General features: G+C 54.7%; 20 protein-coding genes. 7 read left to right on the top strand and 13 right to left on the bottom strand.

Going from position 1 to position 22,483, the window contains the following annotated elements; all coding sequences use genetic code 11:
- Nucleotides 1–2: 2 nt before the first annotated feature.
- The 6 genes from SMB34_RS03075 to SMB34_RS03050 form a co-directional block, all read right to left on the bottom strand.
- The gene (locus SMB34_RS03075; RefSeq protein ID WP_037987627.1) at nucleotides 3–977 is read right to left on the bottom strand and encodes a sodium-dependent bicarbonate transport family permease; all 975 of its coding nucleotides are present in this window, start codon (nucleotides 975–977) and stop codon (nucleotides 3–5) included.
- 163 nt (nucleotides 978–1,140) lie between these two features.
- The gene (locus tag SMB34_RS03070; RefSeq protein WP_007088809.1) at nucleotides 1,141–2,328 is read right to left on the bottom strand and encodes an acetyl-CoA C-acyltransferase; all 1,188 of its coding nucleotides are present in this window, start codon (nucleotides 2,326–2,328) and stop codon (nucleotides 1,141–1,143) included.
- 30 nt (nucleotides 2,329–2,358) lie between these two features.
- Nucleotides 2,359–3,531, bottom strand: a complete 1,173-nt coding sequence (locus tag SMB34_RS03065) for an isovaleryl-CoA dehydrogenase (RefSeq protein ID WP_037987626.1) — start codon at nucleotides 3,529–3,531, stop codon at nucleotides 2,359–2,361.
- 58 nt (nucleotides 3,532–3,589) lie between these two features.
- Nucleotides 3,590–4,054 (bottom strand): PaaI family thioesterase, encoded by a 465-nt coding sequence (locus SMB34_RS03060; RefSeq protein ID WP_037987625.1) that lies wholly within the window; start codon nucleotides 4,052–4,054, stop codon nucleotides 3,590–3,592.
- 195 nt (nucleotides 4,055–4,249) lie between these two features.
- Nucleotides 4,250–5,092 (bottom strand): substrate-binding periplasmic protein, encoded by an 843-nt coding sequence (locus SMB34_RS03055; RefSeq protein WP_240478732.1) that lies wholly within the window; start codon nucleotides 5,090–5,092, stop codon nucleotides 4,250–4,252.
- A 243-nt stretch (nucleotides 5,093–5,335) separates the two neighbouring features.
- Nucleotides 5,336–7,156: a DEAD/DEAH box helicase gene (locus tag SMB34_RS03050; RefSeq protein ID WP_037987624.1), complete on the bottom strand. Its 1,821-nt coding sequence runs from the start codon at nucleotides 7,154–7,156 to the stop codon at nucleotides 5,336–5,338.
- A 375-nt stretch (nucleotides 7,157–7,531) separates the two neighbouring features.
- Between SMB34_RS03050 and SMB34_RS03045 the strand changes: the two genes are divergently transcribed.
- A complete protein-coding gene (locus SMB34_RS03045; RefSeq protein WP_037987623.1) occupies nucleotides 7,532–9,202 on the top strand; it encodes a methyl-accepting chemotaxis protein in 1,671 nt (556 codons plus the stop codon).
- 106 nt (nucleotides 9,203–9,308) lie between these two features.
- On the opposite strand, the gene SMB34_RS03040 is transcribed toward SMB34_RS03045, so the two are convergent.
- Both SMB34_RS03040 and SMB34_RS03035 read right to left on the bottom strand, forming a co-directional pair.
- The gene (locus SMB34_RS03040; protein WP_037987622.1) at nucleotides 9,309–10,169 is read right to left on the bottom strand and encodes a prephenate dehydratase; all 861 of its coding nucleotides are present in this window, start codon (nucleotides 10,167–10,169) and stop codon (nucleotides 9,309–9,311) included.
- An 81-nt stretch (nucleotides 10,170–10,250) separates the two neighbouring features.
- Nucleotides 10,251–10,991 carry a 3-deoxy-manno-octulosonate cytidylyltransferase gene (locus SMB34_RS03035; RefSeq protein WP_037987669.1) on the bottom strand — a complete coding sequence of 247 codons (741 nt, stop codon included), beginning with the start codon at nucleotides 10,989–10,991 and terminating at the stop codon, nucleotides 10,251–10,253.
- Nucleotides 10,992–11,327: 336 nt separating this feature from the next.
- Between SMB34_RS03035 and SMB34_RS03030 the strand changes: the two genes are divergently transcribed.
- The 3 genes from SMB34_RS03030 (at nucleotide 11,328) to SMB34_RS03020 (ending at nucleotide 14,186) form a co-directional block, all read left to right on the top strand.
- Nucleotides 11,328–12,035 carry a c-type cytochrome gene (locus SMB34_RS03030; protein ID WP_007088801.1) on the top strand — a complete coding sequence of 236 codons (708 nt, stop codon included), beginning with the start codon at nucleotides 11,328–11,330 and terminating at the stop codon, nucleotides 12,033–12,035.
- Between the two features lie 107 nt (nucleotides 12,036–12,142).
- A complete protein-coding gene (gene hisN / locus SMB34_RS03025) occupies nucleotides 12,143–12,928 on the top strand; it encodes a histidinol-phosphatase (protein ID WP_007088800.1) in 786 nt (261 codons plus the stop codon).
- A 31-nt stretch (nucleotides 12,929–12,959) separates the two neighbouring features.
- Nucleotides 12,960–14,186: a cation:proton antiporter gene (locus tag SMB34_RS03020; protein ID WP_037987621.1), complete on the top strand. Its 1,227-nt coding sequence runs from the start codon at nucleotides 12,960–12,962 to the stop codon at nucleotides 14,184–14,186.
- A 175-nt stretch (nucleotides 14,187–14,361) separates the two neighbouring features.
- On the opposite strand, the gene SMB34_RS03015 is transcribed toward SMB34_RS03020, so the two are convergent.
- From SMB34_RS03015 to SMB34_RS02995, 5 genes are all read right to left on the bottom strand, one after another.
- Nucleotides 14,362–15,027: a LysE family translocator gene (locus SMB34_RS03015; protein WP_037987620.1), complete on the bottom strand. Its 666-nt coding sequence runs from the start codon at nucleotides 15,025–15,027 to the stop codon at nucleotides 14,362–14,364.
- Nucleotides 15,027–15,527: a DinB family protein gene (locus SMB34_RS03010; protein WP_037987619.1), complete on the bottom strand. Its 501-nt coding sequence runs from the start codon at nucleotides 15,525–15,527 to the stop codon at nucleotides 15,027–15,029. Before SMB34_RS03010 ends, SMB34_RS03015 begins: the two co-directional genes overlap by 1 nt.
- Before the next feature lie 47 nt (nucleotides 15,528–15,574).
- Entirely contained in the window at nucleotides 15,575–16,534 is a 960-nt protein-coding gene (locus SMB34_RS03005; RefSeq protein ID WP_037987618.1) for a DMT family transporter, read from the bottom strand.
- A 113-nt stretch (nucleotides 16,535–16,647) separates the two neighbouring features.
- Entirely contained in the window at nucleotides 16,648–18,606 is a 1,959-nt protein-coding gene (locus SMB34_RS03000) for a potassium/proton antiporter (protein ID WP_037987617.1), read from the bottom strand.
- A 236-nt stretch (nucleotides 18,607–18,842) separates the two neighbouring features.
- Nucleotides 18,843–19,307, bottom strand: a complete 465-nt coding sequence (locus tag SMB34_RS02995; protein ID WP_007088794.1) for an Lrp/AsnC family transcriptional regulator — start codon at nucleotides 19,305–19,307, stop codon at nucleotides 18,843–18,845.
- A 149-nt stretch (nucleotides 19,308–19,456) separates the two neighbouring features.
- Between SMB34_RS02995 and SMB34_RS02990 the strand changes: the two genes are divergently transcribed.
- The 3 genes from SMB34_RS02990 to SMB34_RS02980 are packed head-to-tail and all read left to right on the top strand — an operon-like array spanning nucleotide 19,457 to nucleotide 22,330.
- Nucleotides 19,457–20,491, top strand: a complete 1,035-nt coding sequence (locus SMB34_RS02990) for a DMT family transporter (protein ID WP_007088793.1) — start codon at nucleotides 19,457–19,459, stop codon at nucleotides 20,489–20,491.
- Nucleotides 20,484–21,461, top strand: a complete 978-nt coding sequence (locus SMB34_RS02985; RefSeq protein ID WP_037987616.1) for a DMT family transporter — start codon at nucleotides 20,484–20,486, stop codon at nucleotides 21,459–21,461. The genes SMB34_RS02990 and SMB34_RS02985 overlap by 8 nt, the downstream gene beginning before the upstream one ends.
- A complete protein-coding gene (locus SMB34_RS02980; RefSeq protein ID WP_037987615.1) occupies nucleotides 21,458–22,330 on the top strand; it encodes a DMT family transporter in 873 nt (290 codons plus the stop codon). The genes SMB34_RS02985 and SMB34_RS02980 overlap by 4 nt, the downstream gene beginning before the upstream one ends.
- Nucleotides 22,331–22,483 lie beyond the last annotated feature (153 nt).

Genomic DNA, 22,483 nt, shown 5'->3' with positions numbered 1-22,483 from the left:
GATTAACCTCCGTGAACGGCGCTGGCCATCGCAAGATAAAGCGGAATGCCAAGCGTCAGGTTGAAGGGGAACGTCACGCCAAGCGACAGCGTAAGATAGACCGACGGATTGGCCTCTGGCAGGGCGACACGCATGGCCGCAGGCACCGCAATATAACTTGCCGAGGCGGCCAGAACCATCAAAAGCACTGTACCCCCCAGTGACAGGCCGATCAGCAACGCAAATACCAGACCAAGGCAGGAGCCGATCACCGGCATCATCACACCAAAGGCCAGTGGCCCCGCACGCAGCACGGCACGACCCTGTTTAAGCCCACGCCCCGCAACCAGCCCCATATCAAGCAGAAACAGGCAAAGAACCCCCTGGAAGGGTGAAACAATCAGCGCCTCGATCTTTGCCATGCCCTCAGCCCCGGTGATCCAGCCGATAAAGAAACTGCCGACAAGCAAAACGATGGAACCATTGAGCAGGATTTCACGGATCAACGCGCCATCCATCCGCCCCTTACCGCCCGATGACACAAGTAACAGGGCCGAGAAAATAGCCGGTGCCTCCATCGCCGCCGCGACAGCAACCATGTAACCCTCTGCCACAATGCCGGAACTTTGCAGGACCGAGGTCGCCGCAACAAACGTCACGATCGAGATCGAGCCATAATGCCCGGCAACGGCGGCGGCATCTGTCCGGCTGAGTTGCGATATCCACCGCAAAAGGCCAAAGGCGATAAAGGGCAGAACGAAGGACAGGATCACACCTGCCATCAGGGTCATACCCAAGGTCAGGTCGATCCCGTTATCTGAGACCGCAACCCCGCCCTTGAAGCCAATGGCAAAGAGCAGATAAAGCGATATGCCTTTGGCCACGGCTTCGGGGATCGTCAGATCGGATCGCGCAAGGGCAGCCCCCACCCCCAGAACAAAGAAAAGTACGATGGGCGACAGAAGATTTTGCGCCGCCAGGCTCAACACATCTTGCATGGCTGTCCCTTGACTATGATACCTTGGTGTTGGTGTCGCGCAAGCAGTCTCGCCCCTGCGCCAAAACCGCAATTCCGATAGCAGGATCACGGTTTTCTGTCATCAGAAAGCCGAACCCTCCGATCACAGGGGCGTAACTTCGTTCACATAATTTACCAAAAACTTAAAGCAGCTCGATGGCGACCGCCGTGGCTTCACCGCCACCAATGCAAAGCGACGCCACGCCCTTGGTCCCGCCATGGGTTTTAAGCGCATGGATCAGGGTCACCAACAACCGCGCACCGGTGGCACCTATCGGATGGCCCAGCGCACAGGCACCGCCATGGACATTGACCTTGCCGTGATCAAGTTCCAGATCACGGATGGCGGCCATCGCCACCACGGCAAAGGCTTCGTTGATTTCCCACAGATCAACATCGTCCTTGGACCAGCCGGTTTTGCCCAACACCTTTTTGATCGCATCAATCGGAGCCGTCGTGAACCAGCAAGGTTCTTGGGCGTGGGTAGACTGACCAACGATTTTGGCAAGCGGCTTAAGCCCGCGCTTTTCGGCTTCCGACGCGCGCATCATGACAAGAGCCGCCGCCCCATCGGAAATCGATGCCGAATGGGCCGCGGTTACTGTGCCGTCCTTGGCGAATGCCGGGCGCAGGGTCGGGATTTTTTCCGGCTTGGCCTTGGGCGGCTGTTCATCGGCATCAATGGTAACCTCGCCGTTACGGGTGGCATAGGTCACCGGGGCAATTTCATCAGCAAAATGGCCTGACTTGGCAGCATTCTGCGCACGGGTCAGCGACGTGATGGCATAGTCGTCCTGTGCTTTGCGGGTAAATCCGTATTTTTCGGCTGTTGCCTCGGCAAAAGTGCCCATCGAACGGCCCTTGTCATAGGCATCTTCCAGCCCATCCAGCGCCATATGGTCATAAACCATGTCATGGCCGTATTTGTGGCCCGACCGCATTTTCGGAAGCAGGAACGGCGCATTGGTCATGCTTTCCATGCCGCCCACCACCATGACATTGGCGCCACCGGCGACCAGCGTATCATGGGCAAACATCACGGCCTTCATGCCCGATCCGCACATCTTGTTGATCGTGGTTGCACCGGCAGAACGCGGGATACCCGCCTTCCATGCGGCCTGACGCGCCGGGGCCTGTCCCTGACCAGCGGGCAGAACGTTACCCATAATGACTTCGTCAACATCTTCGGCAGCAACACGGCCATGCTCAAGCGCGGCCCTGATGGCAACGCCGCCCAGTTCGGATGCGGTAACGGTTGCGAAATCCCCCTGCAGGCCGCCCATCGGGGTTCTGGCACAGGAAACGATAACGATGGGGTCTGAATTGCTCATGGATCTGATCCTGTATTCCAAATATGGGGATTAGGCGGTTTCGCCGAAAAGTTCACGGCCAATCAACATGCGGCGAATTTCGCTGGTGCCTGCGCCAATCTCGTAAAGCTTGGCATCGCGCAGCAAACGTCCCGTCGGGTATTCATTGATATAACCATTACCACCCAGCGTCTGAATGGCTTCAAGCGCCATCCAGGTCGCTTTTTCGGCAGCATAAAGGATCACTCCTGCCGCGTCCTTGCGTGATGTTTCACCACGATCACATGCCTTGGCGACCTCGTAAACATAGGCCCGGCAGGCATTCATTGTGGTGTACATATCGGCCATCTTGCCCTGCATCAGCTGGAATTCACCGATCGCCCTGCCGAATTGTTTGCGTTCATGAATATAGGGCACGACCACGTCCATGCAGGCGCGCATGATGCCGGTCGGTCCGGCGGCCAGAACGACACGCTCATAATCAAGGCCGCTCATCAAAACACGAACGCCGCCATTCAAATTCCCAAGGATATTTTCCTCGGGCACTTCGCAATCCTGAAACACCAGTTCGCAGGTGTTTGACCCCCGCATCCCCAGTTTATCGAGCTTCTGCGCCGTCGAGAAACCATTGAAACCCTTTTCGATAATAAATGCCGTAATACCCTTGGGCCCGGCATCCATATCCGTTTTGGCATAAACCACCAGCGTATCGGCATCCGGACCATTGGTGATCCACATTTTGTTGCCATTCAGGATGAAACGGTCACCTTTTTTTTCTGCCCGCAATTTCATCGACACCACATCGGAACCGGATCCCGGTTCGCTCATGGCAAGCGCACCGACATGTTCACCACTCATCAACTTTGGCAGGTACTTTGCCTTTTGCTCGGCATTGGCATTGCGTTTGATCTGATTGACACACAGGTTGGAATGCGCCCCGTAGGAAAGTGCAACCGATGCCGATGCACGGCTGATTTCTTCCATGGCAATCACATGTTCAAGATAGCCAAGCCCGGTTCCGCCATCTTCCTCGGGGACTGTCATACCCAGCAGACCAAGATCGCCAAATTTGCGCCACAGATCATTGGGGAATTGATTTTTTTCATCAATCTCGGCCGCGCGCGGCGCGATTTCTGCCTCGGCGAAGGATGAAACGGTTTCGCGGATCGCTTCTGCGGTCTCGCCGAGATCAAATTTCAATCCGGGAAAGTCGAAAAATGCCATTTTACTATTCCTGCCCTGGGTGTTTTGATTTTTTGATAAAAGTGAATAATTAAACCGATTATGCAGCGTTACTTAATAATTCCGGCGGCAGCTTCATGACCTTGAGCGTCTGAAGCGACGTCGCACACAGAACCGGCTCACTATTCCTCATACCAAAGACATCGATGCGGGTGACAATGATCGACCGACCGCGTGAAACCACCTCGCCAACCGCGCGCAACTGATCGCCCATGCCCGGCGCGACGATGTTAAGCTTGTATTCGATGGTCAGCATGCCCTGATCTTCGGCAACGAGGCTCCATCCAGCAAAGCCGCCCGCGATGTCGGCAAGCCCGGCGATCAGGCCGCCATGAAAATAGCCGTTATGCTGGATCAGATCCGCGCGTGACGGCACGACAATCTCGACCCGCCCCGGCTTCACATCAACGACCTCGGCCCCGATCGAAAGATTGTAGGGCTGCTGAGAAAACCGATGCCGGACTTCAGCATCATAGTTCGGATTTTGCGACTCAAACTGTGCCATCTTGCGGTCCTGTCCTGCCTGCAGTCATGCCGGTTCAATATATCGAGCACCGGTCATCACGGGTTATGAAGCAAATCTGTTGTAGTTTACGTTAACGTTAACGTAAACGTCAAATAAAAATCCGCATCACTATACCTATTTATGATCGCAAGAGGCAAAAGGCCGGTTTTCAACTTTATATCAACTCATCGGGGGTCAGTTTGTGCCGGTGCTCCAGCGGGCGATGCTGGCTTCGAGCATTTCATCCATCACGCCGTCGCCCACAAGCTTGAAAAGTGCCTGAGCAATACGGCCACGCATCGCGCCGGTATTGCAGGGCGACTTATGCGACATGGTCAAATACAGGCTTTCTTCGCTTACCGCGATATCATAGCTGCGAATATCGTCAATCTTTTCCCGCGCAGCAAAAGCTTTGCCGGGGAACTCTTCGTAAATCAGATATTCTCCGCGATTACGATCCAGCATCATCAAACCTTGTTCAAGGCTTGGAACTTCCCGAATGGTCAGGTTTTGGACTGCATAGCTGTCGAATTCCTGCCCGAAACTGTTGTTGATGACTGTAAGCCCCTCAAGCCCGCGCAGATCCGACCATTGGCGATAATTGATATCAATGTTGGCTTTGGTCCAGATGACCGTACGCGTCCCTTGGAATGCCGGATAAAAATAATCCATGTATTCAAGTCGCGGCACCGTAAAGAAGGCACCTGCGATCATATCGATGCCACCCTCACGCATGTGCTGCTGCACACGCCCCCAACTACCGGTATTGACGACTTCAATGTTAATGCCCGCGGCATCACCAACCCGCTGCAGGAATTCAGCAGCCGCACCAATCAGATGACCAGAACCATCGTCGGCTGGCCAAAGATAGGGTGGGTAATCCGGGTTTCCCGATGCAATCAAATGGTTGCAATCCCGCACGCCACCATTATCGACCGCAAAATTCTGTGAGGCGTCCTTGGCATGGGCAATGTTTGCTGCGATTAAACCAGCAACGCAAATGGACGCTAAATACCCTGTCCGGGTCATCAACTGCATATCCATCACTCTCCAACCGCATCACCAATCTCGCAGCGTCGATTATTTTGTGAGTAATGTAAGGAGACTCACGAGCATATTCATCATCCGGTATGTGTTTTTTTTCGCACATTACCACAATTACACACCAACCGTTGGATGATACTGAAATCAAAAAAGCCCCCGCAAAGCGGAGGCTTCTTTTAAAATCTTCAGATTGCCCGGAACTGTCAGCAAAAGGCGGAAAGAGAAAGGCAAAATGACTTAGGCGGAACGGCGCTTCATGCCCTGGTTTCCACCACGGACTTCACCACGACCACCTTCGGCACGGCGCGGACGATCACTGAAATCACGACCGCGGGTATCACGATCTCGATTTTTGAAACCGCGTTCGCCACGTGGTTTGTCAGCAAAACGACGCTCGCCATCACGTGCCGGTGCACCTTCGCCACGCGGGCGGAAGTTGGTGCCACGGTCCGTGCGCTCGGTACGATCAGAACGCTCTGCACGATCAGGGCGCTGGTCGGCAGCAGCGCGATCAAAGCGCGGCTTGCGATCAAAACGGTCACCACCGCGGTCGTTGCGATCCGAACGGGCCGGACGATCACCACCGCGATCACCACGCGGCTGATCTGACTGGCCAAAACGACGGTCGCCATCACGACCACCGTCACGATCACCACCAAAAGCCCGACCGCCTTCGCGATCCCCTTCGAAACGGCGTGCACCATCACGGTCACCTTCGGCACGACGCGGGCCGCCGAATGAACGGGCACCGTCGCGGGCACCATCACGGCCACCAGCAAATCCACCGCGACCACCACGGCCAGCATCGCGACCGCCGCCGAAACCACCACGGCCACGACCGCCATCACGGCCGCCGCCAAATCCGCCGCGACCACCACGAGCACCATCGCGACCGCCACCACCCGACGAACGGGCCGGAGGAGCCGAATGGAATTCATGATCTTCGTCGATCTCGACCTGCTGGCCGATCACGCGTTCGATGTTACGCAGATGACGAACGTCACGCGGTTCGCAGAACGAAATCGCGATGCCTTCGGCACTGCCGCGACCGGTACGGCCAATGCGGTGCACATAGTTTTCCGGATCGGTCGGCAGGTCATAGTTGATGACATGCGTGATGCCCGGAACGTCAATCCCACGTGCTGCAACGTCAGTTGCAATCAGGACCGGGAACTGGCCATTACGGAAGTTACGCAGGATTTTCTGGCGAATACGCTGCTGCTTGTCACCATGGATGGCGTCGGTATCGACACCTTCATCGCGCAGTTGGAACGAAAGCTCGTCCGCATCGGCTTTGGTTTTGGTGAAAACCAGAACGCGTTCGCTTTCCTGACGTTTCAGCAACTGAACCAGAAGCGAGGTCTTGTCGTGACGTTTCACGAACATGCCGCGCTGGGTCACACGCTCGGTCACGCTGGACTGCGGCGCGGTTTCAACCTTAACCGGATTGTTCAGCAAACGGTCGGTCAGATGTTTGACAGCTGGCGGCATGGTTGCCGAGAACATCACCGTCTGGTGATCACGCGGCAGCACTTCGGCAACGGTCAGAACGTCTTCCGAGAAGCCCATATCGAGCATACGGTCGGCTTCGTCGAGAATGAAGACTTCGATGTCATCAAAACGAATGGTATTGCGTGACATATGGTCAAGCAGACGACCCGGGGTCGCAACCAGAATGTCAACACCACGGCGCAGTTCCTGAATCTGCGGACCCATCGGCGAGCCACCGTAAACAACAGAAGAGAACAGGCGAATGCCTTTTTTGAAATCACGCAGGCACTGACCGATCTGGTTTACCAGTTCACGCGTCGGCGCAAGAATAAGCGCGCGCGGCTGGCCCGGTGCCGGGCGTTTCGGGTTTTCGGCAAGGCGCTGCAACAGCGGAAGGCAGAATGCAGCGGTTTTACCACCGCCCGTCTGGGAAATCCCCATCAGGTCACGACCCTCAAGCAAAGCCGGAATGGTTTTTGCCTGAATCTCGGTCGGTGCGGTGAAACCAGAAGCTTCAACGTTGCGCAGCAGGGGCTCGATAAGGTTGAGCCCTTCAAAATTAGTCATAAAGGAAAGTCCTTCAAAATCCGGTCGGCGCCATGTTCGCGCCATGATGTGCCTGCTCGACAGCAATAGCGACCGGTGCACGGCGATCAAGCCGCTGCTTCGGACCCTGCATGAGAGGCATATGATGAGGCCATGACGTCATCACGTCATCGCCGCCCTCGCCTTTTCACACAGTTCCTGACAGCTCAATCTGCCCTACAAGCGAAGGAATGAACGGGGTGATACATGCCCCCCGAAACAAAGTCAATCAATCCCTGCGCCGGGCAGCCATGCAAAAACGCATTCACCATTCCCATATGTAACGCGGAATTAATCTATGCATGCCTAATTTGTGTGCATTATCGGTCGCTTAAATAACGCGTAAGGGGAAGAAATATGCGTTTTCGGGTTGTTACGGGGATTTTTTCGATCCCGGCCATCTGCCTGCTGACACTTCTCGCGATTATCGCGACAGTCGCTTTGAATTATCAAAGCAGCCTGCGTAACGGTAAGTTCGAACAGATCGAACATCTGACCGAGGGTGCGGTAACGATCGTTGATTCATATATTGCCAAGGTCAAAGCGGGCGATATGGATGAAAACGCCGCCAAGGCAGAAGTGCTTTCATTGCTCAATGCGTATCGCTTTGATGGGGAGAACTACATATACGCCACCGATTATAACCATTGCATGGTTCTTGATCCGCTCAGCCCCGAAGATGTCGGCAAATGCAACCCCGACAGCAAAGTGCGCCAGATGATCGTCAAAACCGCCAAGGCCGGTGGTGGCGTGATAACCTATGAAACCAAAAAACCAGGCATGGGCGATACATTGGTCGAAAAGGCCGCATATGTTCGCCCGATTCCGGGCTGGAACTGGGCATTAGGTGCGGGCGTCTATATGGATGACGTCGCCGCAGAATTTCAGTCTGTGATGCAACGTATCGCGATTATCTCTGTGATCGCGATCGTCATCGCCGGCGTGTTGTCCTGGTTCGTCGGCACCCGTATCACCAAAAGCATCGTCGGCCTGAACCGTTCGATCGCGACAATTGCCGAAGGCAATTATCAGGCACCAGTTGAGACGGATTCCAACTTTACCGAAATCGGCGACATGGCATCTGGCGTTCTTGCCCTGCGTGACAAATCCGCGCAGGCCCAGCAGCTTGAAAAAGACGCCGCCATCCAGAAACAGAGAGCCGAAGAAGAACGGCGCACCAATATCCGCAACATCGCCAAAAAACTCGAGAGCGAAGTTGGTGGTATTGCCGGTGCCGTTGACCAATCGGTTAAACGCAGCGGTGAACTTGCAGTTAGTATGTCACACAACGCCGAAGGCATTCTTGATCAAAGCCAGCAGGTCGCATCTGCCGCCGGGTCCGTGTCACAGAATGTTGACGCGGTTGCCGCCGCGACCGAGGAACTTTCTTCCTCGATCACGGAAATCAACGTTCAGATTTCTCAGATGTCAAACACTGTCGAACGCGCAACGCATGAAAGCCAAAGCGCCTCTGACGATGTTGGCGGCCTGTCCGAAGCCGTTGATAAAATCAAGGAAATCGTCAGCCTGATTAACGACATCGCGGGCCAGACCAACCTCTTGGCCCTGAACGCAACCATCGAAGCCGCCCGTGCAGGTGATGCGGGCAAGGGCTTTGCGGTGGTCGCAAGCGAAGTCAAAAACCTTGCCACCCAGACCGGGCGCGCGACCGAGGAAATCGCGGCCCAGATCAACGGCATCGTCGAAGGCACCGAGCGTGCGGTTACGGGTATTTCGCGCGTGTCGGAAACCATTGATCAGGTCCGGTCTGCGTCAACCGCCATTGCGGCGGCAATTGAAGAACAGGGCGCAGCCACACAGGAAATCGCGGGCAATGCCAATCGCAGTGCGGATGGCGTCAAACAGATTTCGTATAGTGTCGATCAAACCATGAAGAACGCGCAAAGCACAACCACCCATGCGGGCGATCTGCGCAACGCGTCCGAAGAACTTTCGTCGCGGTCTTCGGAACTGACACAGATCATTCACCGCTTCTCGAACGATCTGATCAAGCAGGCTGAGAATTGATCGCTGCGAAGAAAATAGCCTCAAACAAAACGGATGAGGCTTAAGCAAAACGGGCCATTTCGCAGGAAATGGCCCGTTTTCTTTATCGAAAAGGATCTAAGCCGATCTATTCGGCGGGAAGATCATTTTCCCGACGGAAGGAATGAGACGGGTAAACACCCAAAATCCGGACCTCGTGCGAGAAGAACTGAAGTTCTTCAAGCGCATGGCGAAGACCAAGCTGTTCTGGATGGGCTTCGACCTCGGCAAAGAACTGGGTTGCGGTGAAATGTCCCTCGACCATATAGCTTTCAAGCTTGGTCATGTTGATCCCATTGGTCGCAAAACCGCCAAGCGCCTTGTAAAGGGCCGCCGCAACGTTACGGACGCGGAAGACAAAGCTTGTCACTACCGGCGTGCCGTCATTGGCGATATCAAGCGGCTCGCGCGCCAGAATGATGAAACGGGTCGTATTATGTGCCGCATCTTCGACCTCGGTGCGCAGCACATCAAGGCCATAAATCTCTGCTGCCAGAACCGGAGCAATCGCAGCAATGCTTTTATCGCCCAGATCGGCCACTTCCTTTGCGCAGCCTGCCGTATCTGGCCCGACAACGGTATTAACGCCAAGTTCCTGACGGATTTTACGGCACTGGCCCAGCGCGTGAACGTGGCTTCGGATTTCCTTGATATCCGAAATCCTGGCACCGGGAACTGCGACAAGCGCGTGATTGATGCGCAGGAACGTCTCGCCAATGATATGCACTCCAGAGTCAGGCAAAATGTGGTGAACATCCGCTACACGACCGGCCAGAGTGTTATCAATCGGGATCACCGCCAGATCGACATCACCATCGCGCAATGCACCAAATGCGCCCTCAAACGTCCGGCAAGGTACGGTCGTCGCACCCGGAAAGGCGCGCCGCGCTGCCTGATCGGAATAGGCACCGTGCATTCCCTGAAAAGCAATACGTTGTTGGGCAGTCATCTGGTTGTTTCCTGATATCTAATATGATTTCCATGTCATGCCCCGCGGCTTTACCGCCAGACAAGACATAGAAAAGCCTAATTACGCGCCCAGCACAAGTCGTGCGCGTTCAAGGTCTTCCGGGGTATCGACGCCAAGCGGCACGCCGTTCACAAGGGCAACCGCGATCACCATGCCGTTTTCAAGTGCGCGCAGCTGCTCAAGCTTTTCACGCTTTTCAAGTTCGGCCGGTGGAAGACTTACAAACCGGTCAAGTGCTGCCCGGCGATAGGTGTAAAGACCGATATGATGGTAAAGCGGCCCGTCGCCATGCGGGGCCGTTGCCCGCGTGAAGTAAAGCGCACGCGCCACACGACCGGCACCAAAGGCCGCTACCGCCTTCACCACATTGGGATTTGTACGTTCTTCTTGCCGCGAGATTTCAGCCGCCAGAGTCGCGATGTCGACATTCGGATCGACAAGCGGCTCAAAAACCGCACGAATATCGGCTGCATCAATCGTCGGAAGATCACCCTGAACATTGACCACGGCGTCGTATTTTCCATCCGGGTCAAAGCCTTGCAACGCCTGATGCACCCGATCCGATCCGCTTGGCAAATCCGGATCGGTCAAAACGGCAATACCACCAGCCGCCGTTACCGCGTCGGCAATTTCCTTTTCGGCGCACGCGACGATAACCGGGCCGATTCCGGCCTCGGTTGCCCGGCGCCAAACATGAACAATCATCGGTTCGCCGTGAATATCAGCCAACGGCTTGTTGGGCAGGCGTGTCGATGCCATACGGGCAGGAATAACGACAACGGGGTTGCGCGGCGTAGTCATGTAGGCCTCCGGTCTGGCTTGATCCTGCTTTGATCTCGCGCAAAGCGCGCGTCTGATCACCTGTGCAAGAAGCAATGTCGTGAATCGGCGGGACAATAGCCGGTTTTGGGGATTCTGCGAAAGACGGAATTGAATATGACGAAGGTATATCTCGTCTGTTTTCGCCTTTATGTTTAAGAAAGGTTGATGCAAATCTCTGAAACGTATAGTTTCCCTCCGACCGGTCTGACCTGCTGTCGCATGCGCGTTCTTGTGATCTTTAAGAGCGTTTTGGGGGCGCATGGGTCAGCTGTTAAAAAAGAAACCTGAGAGTGATTAGGCTGTAGGGATCCCGTCATGAAAACGATGGAAATCAACAAGATCGTCGCCGGTGTTATCTGTGCTGTGCTTTTGGTTATAGTTGTTGGCAAGATCGGAAGTGCTCTTGTGCACCCCGAAGAACTGGAAACGCCCGTTTACCCGTTCTCCGAGGATCTGATGGCTGGTGCCAACGCACCGGCTGCCGCACCGGCAGAGCCGGCTGGACCAGAACCGATTTTTGCATTGCTGGCATCAGCTGACCTTGCCGAAGGCGAGAAAGTCTTCAAAAAATGCGCATCCTGCCACGACACCGAGAATGGCGGCCCGAACAAAACCGGCCCGAACCTTTATGGCATCGTCGGTAACAAGTTCGCCCACAAGGATGACTTCGCCTATTCCGACGCCATGGCGAACCATGGCGGAACCTGGGGCTGGGAAGAACTGAACCACTTCCTGTACAAGCCGCGCGATTATGTCGAAGGCACGAAAATGAGCTTCGGGGGTCTGAAAAAGGCCGAAGATCGCGCTGCTGTCATCGCATGGCTTAACAGCAAGTCGGACAACCCGCTGCCTTATCCTGATCCGGCAGAAGCCACCGCAGCTGAAGGCACCGACGCCGCAGCAGATGCAGCCGCAGATACCCCGGCCGAGGCCGCGGAATCCAACGATGCCCCTGCTGAAGAAGCACCTGCCGCTGACGCCCCGGCAGAGCCCGCAGCAGAAGGTGAAGCACCCGCCCAATAAACGGGTGGGAAATTCACCGGATAATCAATTGATTTTTTACAGGGGACAGGTAACTGTCCCCTGTTTTCGTTTGCCACTAATCGTTTCAAAACAAGGAATGCGTTTTAATGGAAAATCTCGACCACTTTCTGGAGATCGCCCACAAACTGGCCGATACCGCCCGTCCGGTCGTGCACCAGTATTACCGCACCCCTGTTGCCGTGGACGTCAAAGCCGATGCAAGCCCGGTGACCATTGCCGACCGCGAAGTTGAAACCGCGATGCGGGCAATCCTGATTGCGGAACTTCCCGATCACGGAATTCTTGGCGAAGAACATGGCCGCCACAATATTGATGCCGATTTTGTCTGGGTCCTTGATCCGATTGACGGCACCAAGTCATTCATCGCGGGCAAACCAAGCTTTGCGACACTGATCGCCCTTTGCCACAAAGGCGTTCCCGTTATTGGCATTATTGATCAGGCCATCACCAATGAACGCTGGGTTGGTGTTATGGGTCGCGCCAGCACAATGAATGGTGACGAAATCAACGCCCGCGAATGCGAAACGCTTGATGCTGCCACCTTCTTTACCACGGCACCGGAACTGTTCCGCACCGATGCCTCGGCGCGCGCCTATAAGGCAGTTTCGAACAAATGTCGACAGCCGATGTATGGCGTTGATGCCTATGCCTATGGGTTGGTTGCGCTTGGCTTTGCCGATACCGTGGTTGAATGTGGTTTGCAGGCCTATGATTTTTGTGCCCTTGTCCCGGTCGTCGAAGGTGCCGGTGGCGTTATGACCGATTGGCAGGGCAAGCCGCTGACGATTTTCAGTGACGGTTCCGTCATCGCGAGTGGCGACGCCCGATGCCATCAGGACGTTCTTTCGACCATCCGGGCAGCAACGGTCTGATCTCTGCGCCCGCTTTCCGTTAGGCCGCATCATGTTCGAATGGGTCATCATCCTGTTTCTGGGAACCGGACTGCTTTACGGCCTGCAATCACGCAGGCTGCAACGGCGTAACATATCCTCGCCGATGATGATGGTTATAACCGGTGCGTTGATCGCATTGCCATTGGGCATATGGCACGAAGCACCCCTTGCCCCGTTCGCTGATCGCATCCATTTCGCCACCGGGTTTTCCGAAATGACGCTGGCGATCATTCTGTTTCTTGATTCCGCTGTCCTTGACTATCGCAAGGAAAAACCTGCCATACGGCTTGCCAACCGGTTGCTCCTGATTGGGTTGCCGTTGACCATCGGTGTGACATGGGCTTTCATCATTGGCCTTCACCCTTCCATCGGGATTCTTCCGGCACTGATCCTTGCCCTGATTGTAAGCCCGACCGATGCGGCCCTTGGCCGACCGGTATTGGAAAACAAATCGGTTCCCGATCCGATCAGACAGGGGATCAATATCGAAAGCGGTCTGAATGACGGGCTGGTTTTACCAATATTCACAGCCGTTGTATTGCTCGAAGCCGATATTGTCGGTGAAGGCAGCAACAACTGGCTGACCGAGGCGATCATCGAAATTTCCGTCGGGGCCGGGGTTGGGCTTCTGGCTGGCTATGTCATCGGCCAGATCGTCAATCACGCGGTTACCACCAACACCATCCTTGACCGGTTCGAACGCTTGCTTGGCGTGCTTTCAGCACTTTTCATCTTCTTCCTGTCTGAGAAGCTCGGAGGGAACGGCTTTGTCGCGGCCTTCGCTGGTGGTCTTGCATTGAACATATTCTCCGAAAAGGTCCGCGAAACTATCGAAAGTTTTGGCGAAGCAGAATCAGAACTACTTACCATGCTGACCTTCTTCATTTTCGGTCTGGTGGTTATCCCGGCTGTGTATCAGCTTTGGACATGGGAGATGCTGATCTTCTCGATTGTCAGCCTCGCGATCCTGCGCCCGCTTTGCGTCTGGATTTGCATGATCGGCAGCCCCTACAGTCTGGCGGAAAAACTCTATGTCGGCTGGTTTGGCCCACGCGGCATCGCGTCGGTTATTTACCTGCTGATCATGATCACCATGATCGATCCAAAGGGCTATGAATCCCTGATTGCTGCCGCCGTCATGATCGTCGCCATCAGCGTAACCGCACATGGTCTGTCGGCTGCCCCGCTTTCAAATATGCTGGTGCGTCACCTTGCAAAAAAAGGCGCCCGGTCCTGAGGATATCCCAGCCGGGCGCAAGTCTTGGTTTGCAGTAAGAGAGCTCTGGATGGAGTGCAAAATCCAGAGGGCCCGGCTACCAATCCGGACCAAGGACCTTTGCGCCTGAATGCAAAGGCCCGGCATCGTCATCCTTCCCAACCGGTTGGGAACGAAGGGTGACGAATTCAATAAATCAACGCTCGGTCAGCGCCAACCGGACACCCAACGCGATAAACATCCCGCCAAGTGAACGTTGCAGCCAGATACCGAGCGACCCGTTAGCCCGAAGGCGGGTTGCGGCAAATCCGATGGCAAACACCACGACCGTCTCGACACAAAAACCGATGACATTCACCAGGGTACCAAGCACCAGAAACTGGATCGCACCATCCCCCGCCACCGGATCGACAAACTGGGGCAGAAACGCCATAAAGAAAATCGCGACCTTAGGATTAAGGACATCGATCATCGCGCCCTGACGCCATGCGTGAAACGCTGTCATGGTTGGTATCGGAGGCCGCTTTACCGCAGATATTTCAGATGCCGCATCATCCGGACCACGCTTGGCAAAACTGCTGCGCAAGGCACCGATCCCCAGCCACACCAGATATGCCACACCAACCCATTTCACCACCGAGAATGCCAGTGTCGATGTGGCCAGAATGGCCGAAAGCCCAAGGGCTGCGGCAACCACATGGACAAACGCACCGGAACAAACGCCAAGACTGGAAAACACCCCGATCTTGCGACCATGGATCGCGGTCTGGGCACTGATATAAGCCAGATCCGGCCCGGGCGAGATATTGAGCAACAGGGCGGCAATCAGAAACGGCGTATATTGGATCAGAAGATCGGCCATCACGCATCGACCTCCAGGCAATAGTAAACCAGATCCATTGAAAGTGACTTGGCACCGGCCTCGATCAGCATGGAATGAAGCTGCCCGCGATGATGTGTTTGGTGGTTGAACATATGCGCCAAGACAATCTCGCGCGGCAGTGTATATGCCCCGGCCAGCATCGATTGATAGGACAGATCACTTGCCAATGTGTCCGCGTCAAGTTGTTCGGTAAAGGCGATGATTTTGGCATCCTGTGCCTCACGCGCGGTTCGGAATTCTGAAAATCCGGCGTACAGCACGGCATCAAGCGCCAGACGTTCAGGCACCCCGACCAGACGCCCCAACCACAGACGATCCGCCACCAGAATATGGTTCAGTGTCTTGATGATCGACGGGAAAAAAGCAGCCCGCGGGGCGGTAAGTTCGCCCGCTTCAAGACCCGCACATGCGTCCAGAATATGCTGGTTCGCCCACGCATTATAATTGGCCATGCGCTGAAAGTAGGCAACTCCGTTCATAATATTTCATCCATCTTGATTCCGCCTCCCCCGTCACTTCAAAAGCTTTATCTGGCCTTTGCGTCGTAGGGGCCTGTCGTCTGGTTAGCACCACCTGTCGCATCTGCTGTTGTGTTCATGGCAAGGACGGGCGGTTTGGGCATCCGTTTGGTCAGGATCACGATATTACCCAGCAAAGTCAGGCCAACGCCTAGAACGATATTGCTGTCCCAGACAAATCCTTCAAACCAGGTCGACAGTAATAGCGCTACTACCGGAAACATGACGGAACTGTATGCCGCGCGATCCGGGCCGATCTTGCCCAGAAGTGTCAGATAGGACCCAAACGCCAGAACAGAGCCAAACAGGGAAAGGTAAATCAGTGCGGTAATAAAAGACGGGCTGGTGTCAAAGGTAAACGGAATACCGGTAACAAGGATGTATCCGATCAACAGGATCGAGCCATACATCATGCCAAAGGCATTGGCCTGCAACACCGGAATACCGCGCGCCTGATTGCGTGCCGATGCCATATTGCCAAGCGACGCGATATAGCTGCCCGCAAGCGAAACCAGCAACCCAACGCTACCACCCGCCGCCAGATCAAACGTTGCGAGATCGCGCGCAAACACCAGCGAAATCCCGCCAAGCCCGATTGCCGCCCCGATCAATGTCCGGGTTTCCGGGCGTCGCTTGAAAAAGATCGCACCATTAATCATGTTCATGATCACGATGGTCGAAAACACTACCGCCAGAAGACCCGACGTCAAATGCGCACTTGCGATGTAAATCAGTACGTAGTTCAGCGAAAACAGGCATATGCCAAGGGCCGCCATAAACACATGATCACGCAGGGAATAGCGCATAGGCAAACGGCGGATAACACACCATGCCATCAAAATTACTGCCGCCAGGACAAAACGATAGGCAACAGCCAGTTCCGGCCCGACCGAAAGCTGATACTGGATTGCGATCCAGGTGCTTCCCCAGATCAGAACAACAACACTATATAATCCAAGCGGGCCCATGACGGCACTCCAACGAAATCAATCGTTGGTATTTAGGGCAGTTTTTGCCAAACAGACAAACCAGCAAAACTCATCTATTCATTAGACACACTAATGGACTTTCCGTCCCATCCCTAAGATTTATCGCTTTTACCCGATTCTGCCCGCACCGGCCCGATATCATCATTTTCGCCATCATTTGCGGCATCGTCGACAACCGACATGTCATCTCCGGGTTCTTTGACGTCATCGGTATCGAGAACATCATCACCACGCTTCTTGCGCATTTTTTCGCGCAGGCGACGACGCTGCCATTCCTTCCAGATTGCCAGCAATTCTGTGCGCGAATGGAACATCGGCAGATGGCGTTTGGGCTTGACCGGTTTCTGTTCGACCGCCATGCCAACTTCGACAATCTCGTGCGTATCATCGATCCGACGAACAATCAGTTCAACCATGCCATAGGCAACCCGGTCCCCAGGTTCGATATCGCCCGAAAGGTTGCGTTCAAGGATTTCGGCAACGGTCGCTTCTTCGTCCGCGTCCCCAACCACAAAGCCATACAAACGGCCAAGATCGGCAATACGGGTATCGGGTGGGAAACTGAAATCACCAAACAGGTCGACGTCATTTGCCCCCTCGGCCGGACCGGCGAACAATTGATCAAGCAGTTCGACATGGCGCGGTGGGGTAATGATATAAACCTGATCACCGCCTTCGATGCGCCCGGCACTGTGCGGGCGTAACGATTTGCCGTCGCGCAAAATCAGGCTCGGCCGTGCCCAGCGCGGAATACGTTGCCCGGTTGCCACCGCACTTTCGCTGTGAACGCGATAAACGACAATCTCCTGATTGGCGTTGCCCGGCAGTTCAAGGTCGATACGATCAACCGGCCCGTGTCGCGGCGGAATCATAATGCCCAGCCAGCGCGCCATCAGCCGGATTGTCCACCCCTGCAACAGCAGCGACGTGATCACAACAATAAAGGCCGTGTTGAAAAGAAGCTGGCCATATTCAACACCTTCCACCATCGGCACGATCGCAAGCAGGATGGAAACCGCCCCGCGCAAACCAACCCATGAAATAAAAGCGGTATCATTGCGTGAGAAGTTGAAGAACATCAGGCAAAGCCATACCGCAACCGGGCGGGCGACAAACACCAGTACAAGCGCCAGAATAACCCCGGGAATGATCACATCACCAAACTGTGACGGTGTTGCAAGCAACCCCATGGTGACAAACATCACGATCTGCGCCAGCCAGGTGGTTACGTGCTGGAACCGGCGCACCCCGACACTCATGCGCATCTGACTGTTGCCGGCATAAAGACCGGCGACATAAACTGCCAAAAAGCCACTGCCACCAACGATACTGGTTGCGCCAAAAAGGCTAAGCGCGCAGGCAAGCGTTACAATCGGAACAAGGGCAGGTTCAAGCTTGACCCGGTTGATCATCTGGACGATGGCCATGCCACCCAGAAGACCCAAAACAGCCCCAAGTCCGATTTGCAGGACAAACCGTTCAAGCAGCTCCAGCGCCAGATTATCGCCGCCGCCCTGCATGATCAGTTCGACCAGTGAAATGGTCAGAAACACCGCCATGGGATCGTTCGAACCGGACTCGACTTCAAGTGTGCTGCGCGTACGGTCGCGCAAATTTATCCCGCCCACCCGCAAAAGGAAAAACACCGCCGCCGCATCCGTCGAACTGACAATCGCCCCGAACAACAAGGCCACCAGCCATGGTACATCAAGCACAAGCCAGGTGACCCCGCCAACGACAAACGTGGTCAACATGACCCCGACCGTCGCCAGTACGAGCGAGGGTGCGGCTGCAATCTTCAAGGTTCGAAGCTGGGTTTCAAATCCGCTATCAAACAGGATCATCGCAAGCGCAATGGACCCGATAAAATAAGCCAGCGGCGCATTATCGAAATTGATGCCGCCAATCCCGTCCTCGCCAGCACCAAGGCCGACAAACAGGAAAACAAGCAACAAGGGTGCACCAACCCGGAAACTGATCAGACTGGTAAAGACCGCAACAACGACCAGAACCGATGCAATCAGGATCACCAGATTCATCGATTCGATCATATTCGCGTCTCCATCCTGTTTGTCATTATCGTGAGACAGGCCGAAAAACCCGTCAGGTTCCTGTCAAATGTTTTCTAAGACAGGAAAGTTTGAAATGCGTTACGGCAACACATCTTGCAATGATGTGCTTAAAGCGCCCAAAGGCGGCATTCTTGCGGCAGTATTACCCGATATTTGGTCAAATATCAGGCAAATGAAATCAATTCTCTCCACCGGTTATAATTCAGCACAGCCAATCATTTATCGCCATCAAGCATTGCCGGAACAAAGCCGGTTTCTTTGGCTGTAGACAGGGCAATTTCCGGAATAACCTCGACCACGCCGGGGACTTCCTTGATCGTGTCCGTCACAAAGCTTTCAAGATGAGAAGTATCGCGCAGGCGCAATTTCAACAGAAAATCAAATCGGCCGGTCATGTGATGACATTCAAGAACCTCGTCTGCCTTGATCAGCGACTTGACCAGTTTCTTGTTTCCCTTGGCCGGGTCGGTGCGCAACCAGACCATTGCGGTAAGTGCGCGACCAATCGCATTGCCGTCAACTTCGACGCGGTAAGCCTTGATAACCCCCTGTTCGCGCAATTTGCGCACACGGTCATTCACCGCCGAAACAGAAAGGCCGACCTTCGTCCCCAGCGCCGAATAAGACAAAGACGCGTCATCCTGCAAAATGTCGATCAACTTGCGATCAATGGCATCCATAAAACATCCCCCTGAAGAATTTTTATCAATATCAGACGATCTTACACGAAAACTGTGTAGGCATGAAACTTTCGGGTCGCCATCAACAAATGGTAGGACTATTTCGCTGATCAAGGCTGGATTTTTTATAAAATCAGTCTTATTCGTTGATGATCATGCATCTTTTTCGTGTTTCTCCGGATGACGATGCGCTTCGCGGCGCCCTTTTAATGACCGGTGCTGCAATCCTTTTTGCGGCGATGGCGGTGCTTATCCGCTACATCACACGCGAAGTTCATCCCTTCGAAGCAGCCTTTTTCCGTAATCTGTTCGGGTTGATCCCAATGATCCCCTGGATGCTGCGCGACCGGTTGGTTGGTCTGCGTACGCTGAAACTGAAATTGCATTTCATCCGGGCGGTCATCGGACTGGCCGGAATGCTATGCCTGTTTTCGGCACTTGCCATTGCCCCGGCGGCACAGGTGATTGCAATCAATTTCACGGTCCCGATCCTGACCACCATCCTTGCTGCCCTGATCCTTCATGAAACCGTTAGGGCGCGCCGCTGGACGGCTGTGGCACTCGGCTTTATTGGCGCAATGATCATTGTGCGTCCGATTGGACAAACGCTTGAAACCGGTGCGATCCTTGCCCTTCTGGCAACCCTGTTTACTGCCTTTGCCGTAACAACGGTCAAGATGCTCTCGCGCAGTGAAAGTGCCAACGCCATCGTCACATGGATGGGCATGATCATGACGCCCCTGTCACTGATCCCGGCCCTTTTCTTTTGGCAAAATCCGACATGGGAACAGCTTGGGGTACTTCTTGCAATCGCCGTTCTGGCGACTGCGGGACAACAGCTTTTTGTGCGCGCCAATCGCACGGCCGACCAATCCTATGTCATGGCCTTCGATTTCCTGCGTCTGCCATTTGTCGCGGCCCTTGCCTTTATCATGTTTGGTGAAACCGTCGATTTCTGGACCTGGGCCGGGGCGTCGCTGATCATTGGCTCAACCCTTTATATCGCGCGCCGCGAAGCTGTTCTGGCCAGAAAGGAAAAACGCCGCCGCCGTATGCCGACAACGGCAGCCGCGGATTCTCAGGCGATCCCGGTCACCAAGGCGAAAACCATCAACCCGCCCGAAGATCCGGAAGGCACCCCCGAAAGAAAAACAGGAAACAAAACAGGCCGCATTGATGCGTAAGTGGTTTAACAGCCTGCCCCCCTATCTTCAGGCATCTGTTTTCGCCGTGATTGCATCGCTTATGGCCGCCCTGTTTTCGGTGATTGTCCGCATAGCAACCCGTGAAATCGATCCGCTGCAGGCTGTTTTCTTTCGCAACTTATTTGGGCTTCTTTTCATCGCTCCCATCGCGCTCCGGTCCGGTTTTGCACAGATGAAAACCCAGCGGATGCCGCTGTTTCTGTTGCGCGCTTTGCTGTCGATGGGGGCCATGAGCTTCTGGTTCTCCGCCATTGCCTATATGCCGCTGGCCGAAGCAACGACGCTGAACTTCACCGTCCCGCTGTTTGGTACCGTCCTTGCCGCGATATTTCTGGGTGAAGCGGTTCGAAAATACCGCGTAGCCGCCCTTCTGGCAGGCTTTATCGGTGTCGTCATCATTATCCGCCCCGGCAGCGAAACCATGCAACTGGCAAGCCTTCTGCCAATTGCCGCCGCCCTTTGCATGGCCAGCGCAGGGTTGACGATCAAGTCGCTGTCCAGAACTGAAAACAGTACAACCATCGTGCTTTACATGATGCTGTTGACCACGCCACTGACATTCATCCCCGCGCTCCTCGTCTGGCAGACACCAAGCCTGCAGGCGCTTGGTTTGATGGCACTGGGTGCGTTTATCGCCAACATCACCCAGATCTGTAACACCAATGCTTTTCGAATATACGATTACAGTTTCGTCGTCGGCTTCAACTATCTGCGCCTGCCCTTTGTTGTCGCCATCGCCTTGGTCATGTTCGGTGAGGTCCCTGAAATCTGGCTGTTGCCCGGTGCGGGTTTGATCATCGGGTCCGCACTGTTCATTGCACGGCGCGAAGCCAAACTCGCCAAAGAAGCAAGACGGATCAATCGCGGCCCGTCAGCCGCGGCGATTGACCTTGACCCGCCCCCGTCACGCGATAATCGACAAAATATTAATGGGCCAGAACGCAGATGAAAAACTGGTTCAAAAACCAACCTGCCACGATACAGGCCAGTTTTTATGCCCTATCGGCAGCGATTCTTGCAGCCTGCTTCACATTGACAATTCGCTTTTCCACCGAGGAACTTCACCCCTATCAGGCTGTATTCCTGCGATTTCTGTTCGGACTGCTGATGATCGCACCAGTAGTTATGCGCGGTGGATTCGCCCCCTTACGCACCAAACGCCTACCGCTTCTTGGATTGCGCGGTATTCTGTCGGCATCGGAAATGTGTTTGTGGTTCTTGGCGGTGCTTTATCTGCCACTGGCCGAGGCCACGACACTTAACTTTACCGTCCCGTTATTTGGCACCATTCTGGCCGCGCTGATCCTGCGCGAAACCATCCGCATTCACCGTTGGCTTGCTGTTTTTGTCGGATTTATTGGTGTTGGGTTGATCATTCAGCCCGGAACGGCCGCCATGCAACCGGCAAGCCTTCTGCCAATTGCCGCAGCCATCTGCATGGCGAGTGCCGGGCTCATCACCAAGCGACTGGTTGCCACCGAAAGCACCACCGCCCTTCTGTTTTACCTGATGCTGATTACAACGCCAGTTTCCTTAATTCCGGCCCTGTTTGTCTGGCAAACGCCAAGCTGGCATGTGCTTGGCCTGATGGTGCTGGCGGCCGCGATGATGAACGTCATGCAGGTTTGCAATGTCAAAGCTCTGCAACTTGCCGATTACAGCTTCTTTGTCGGATTTTCCTATTTGCGCCTGCCGATCATCGCCATTCTGGCCCTGATCCTGTTTGGCGAAGTCCCCGACATCTGGATATTTCCCGGTGGTGCCCTGATTATCGCAGCGGCAGTCTATGTTGCCTTGCGTGAACGCAAAATTGCCTGAACAGCAAACCTGAACAGTTCGAAAACCACCCGGCCAGCCGGGACCACACCCACACCGCAACATCCAAACGCTTCCCCCTGAACTCAGACGGTCAAATGCCCTTGCCCGATAAACAAATAATTTGGTATAGAATTACCTATTATTTGTTTATCG

It is taken from the genome of Thalassospira permensis NBRC 106175, assembly GCF_000714555.1.
Taxonomy (GTDB): domain Bacteria; phylum Pseudomonadota; class Alphaproteobacteria; order Rhodospirillales; family Thalassospiraceae; genus Thalassospira; species Thalassospira xiamenensis.
The sequence above is the reverse complement of the archived record's forward strand: the minus strand, read 5'-3'. Positions and strand labels throughout refer to the sequence as shown.

Bases quoted from the DNA above. Each gene is read 5' to 3' on its own strand.
- SMB34_RS02990 (WP_007088793.1), top strand. From the start codon at position 19,457: ATGATCATGCATCTTTTTCGTGTTTCTCCGGATGACGATGCGCTTCGC.
- SMB34_RS02995 (WP_007088794.1), bottom strand. From the start codon at position 19,307: ATGGATGCCATTGATCGCAAGTTGATCGACATTTTGCAGGATGACGCG.
- SMB34_RS02980 (WP_037987615.1), top strand. From the start codon at position 21,458: ATGAAAAACTGGTTCAAAAACCAACCTGCCACGATACAGGCCAGTTTT.
- SMB34_RS03070 (WP_007088809.1), bottom strand. From the start codon at position 2,328: ATGAGCAATTCAGACCCCATCGTTATCGTTTCCTGTGCCAGAACCCCG.
- SMB34_RS03050 (WP_037987624.1), bottom strand. From the start codon at position 7,156: ATGACTAATTTTGAAGGGCTCAACCTTATCGAGCCCCTGCTGCGCAAC.
- SMB34_RS03015 (WP_037987620.1), bottom strand. From the start codon at position 15,027: ATGGCCGATCTTCTGATCCAATATACGCCGTTTCTGATTGCCGCCCTG.
- SMB34_RS03000 (WP_037987617.1), bottom strand. From the start codon at position 18,606: ATGATCGAATCGATGAATCTGGTGATCCTGATTGCATCGGTTCTGGTC.
- SMB34_RS03075 (WP_037987627.1), bottom strand. From the start codon at position 977: ATGCAAGATGTGTTGAGCCTGGCGGCGCAAAATCTTCTGTCGCCCATC.
- SMB34_RS03045 (WP_037987623.1), top strand. From the start codon at position 7,532: ATGCGTTTTCGGGTTGTTACGGGGATTTTTTCGATCCCGGCCATCTGC.
- SMB34_RS03040 (WP_037987622.1), bottom strand. From the start codon at position 10,169: ATGACTGCCCAACAACGTATTGCTTTTCAGGGAATGCACGGTGCCTAT.
- SMB34_RS03010 (WP_037987619.1), bottom strand. From the start codon at position 15,527: ATGAACGGAGTTGCCTACTTTCAGCGCATGGCCAATTATAATGCGTGG.
- SMB34_RS03055 (WP_240478732.1), bottom strand. From the start codon at position 5,092: ATGCAGTTGATGACCCGGACAGGGTATTTAGCGTCCATTTGCGTTGCT.
- SMB34_RS02985 (WP_037987616.1), top strand. From the start codon at position 20,484: ATGCGTAAGTGGTTTAACAGCCTGCCCCCCTATCTTCAGGCATCTGTT.
- SMB34_RS03035 (WP_037987669.1), bottom strand. From the start codon at position 10,991: ATGACTACGCCGCGCAACCCCGTTGTCGTTATTCCTGCCCGTATGGCA.
- SMB34_RS03065 (WP_037987626.1), bottom strand. From the start codon at position 3,531: ATGGCATTTTTCGACTTTCCCGGATTGAAATTTGATCTCGGCGAGACC.
- SMB34_RS03060 (WP_037987625.1), bottom strand. From the start codon at position 4,054: ATGGCACAGTTTGAGTCGCAAAATCCGAACTATGATGCTGAAGTCCGG.
- SMB34_RS03005 (WP_037987618.1), bottom strand. From the start codon at position 16,534: ATGGGCCCGCTTGGATTATATAGTGTTGTTGTTCTGATCTGGGGAAGC.
- SMB34_RS03030 (WP_007088801.1), top strand. From the start codon at position 11,328: ATGAAAACGATGGAAATCAACAAGATCGTCGCCGGTGTTATCTGTGCT.
- SMB34_RS03020 (WP_037987621.1), top strand. From the start codon at position 12,960: ATGTTCGAATGGGTCATCATCCTGTTTCTGGGAACCGGACTGCTTTAC.
- hisN (WP_007088800.1), top strand. From the start codon at position 12,143: ATGGAAAATCTCGACCACTTTCTGGAGATCGCCCACAAACTGGCCGAT.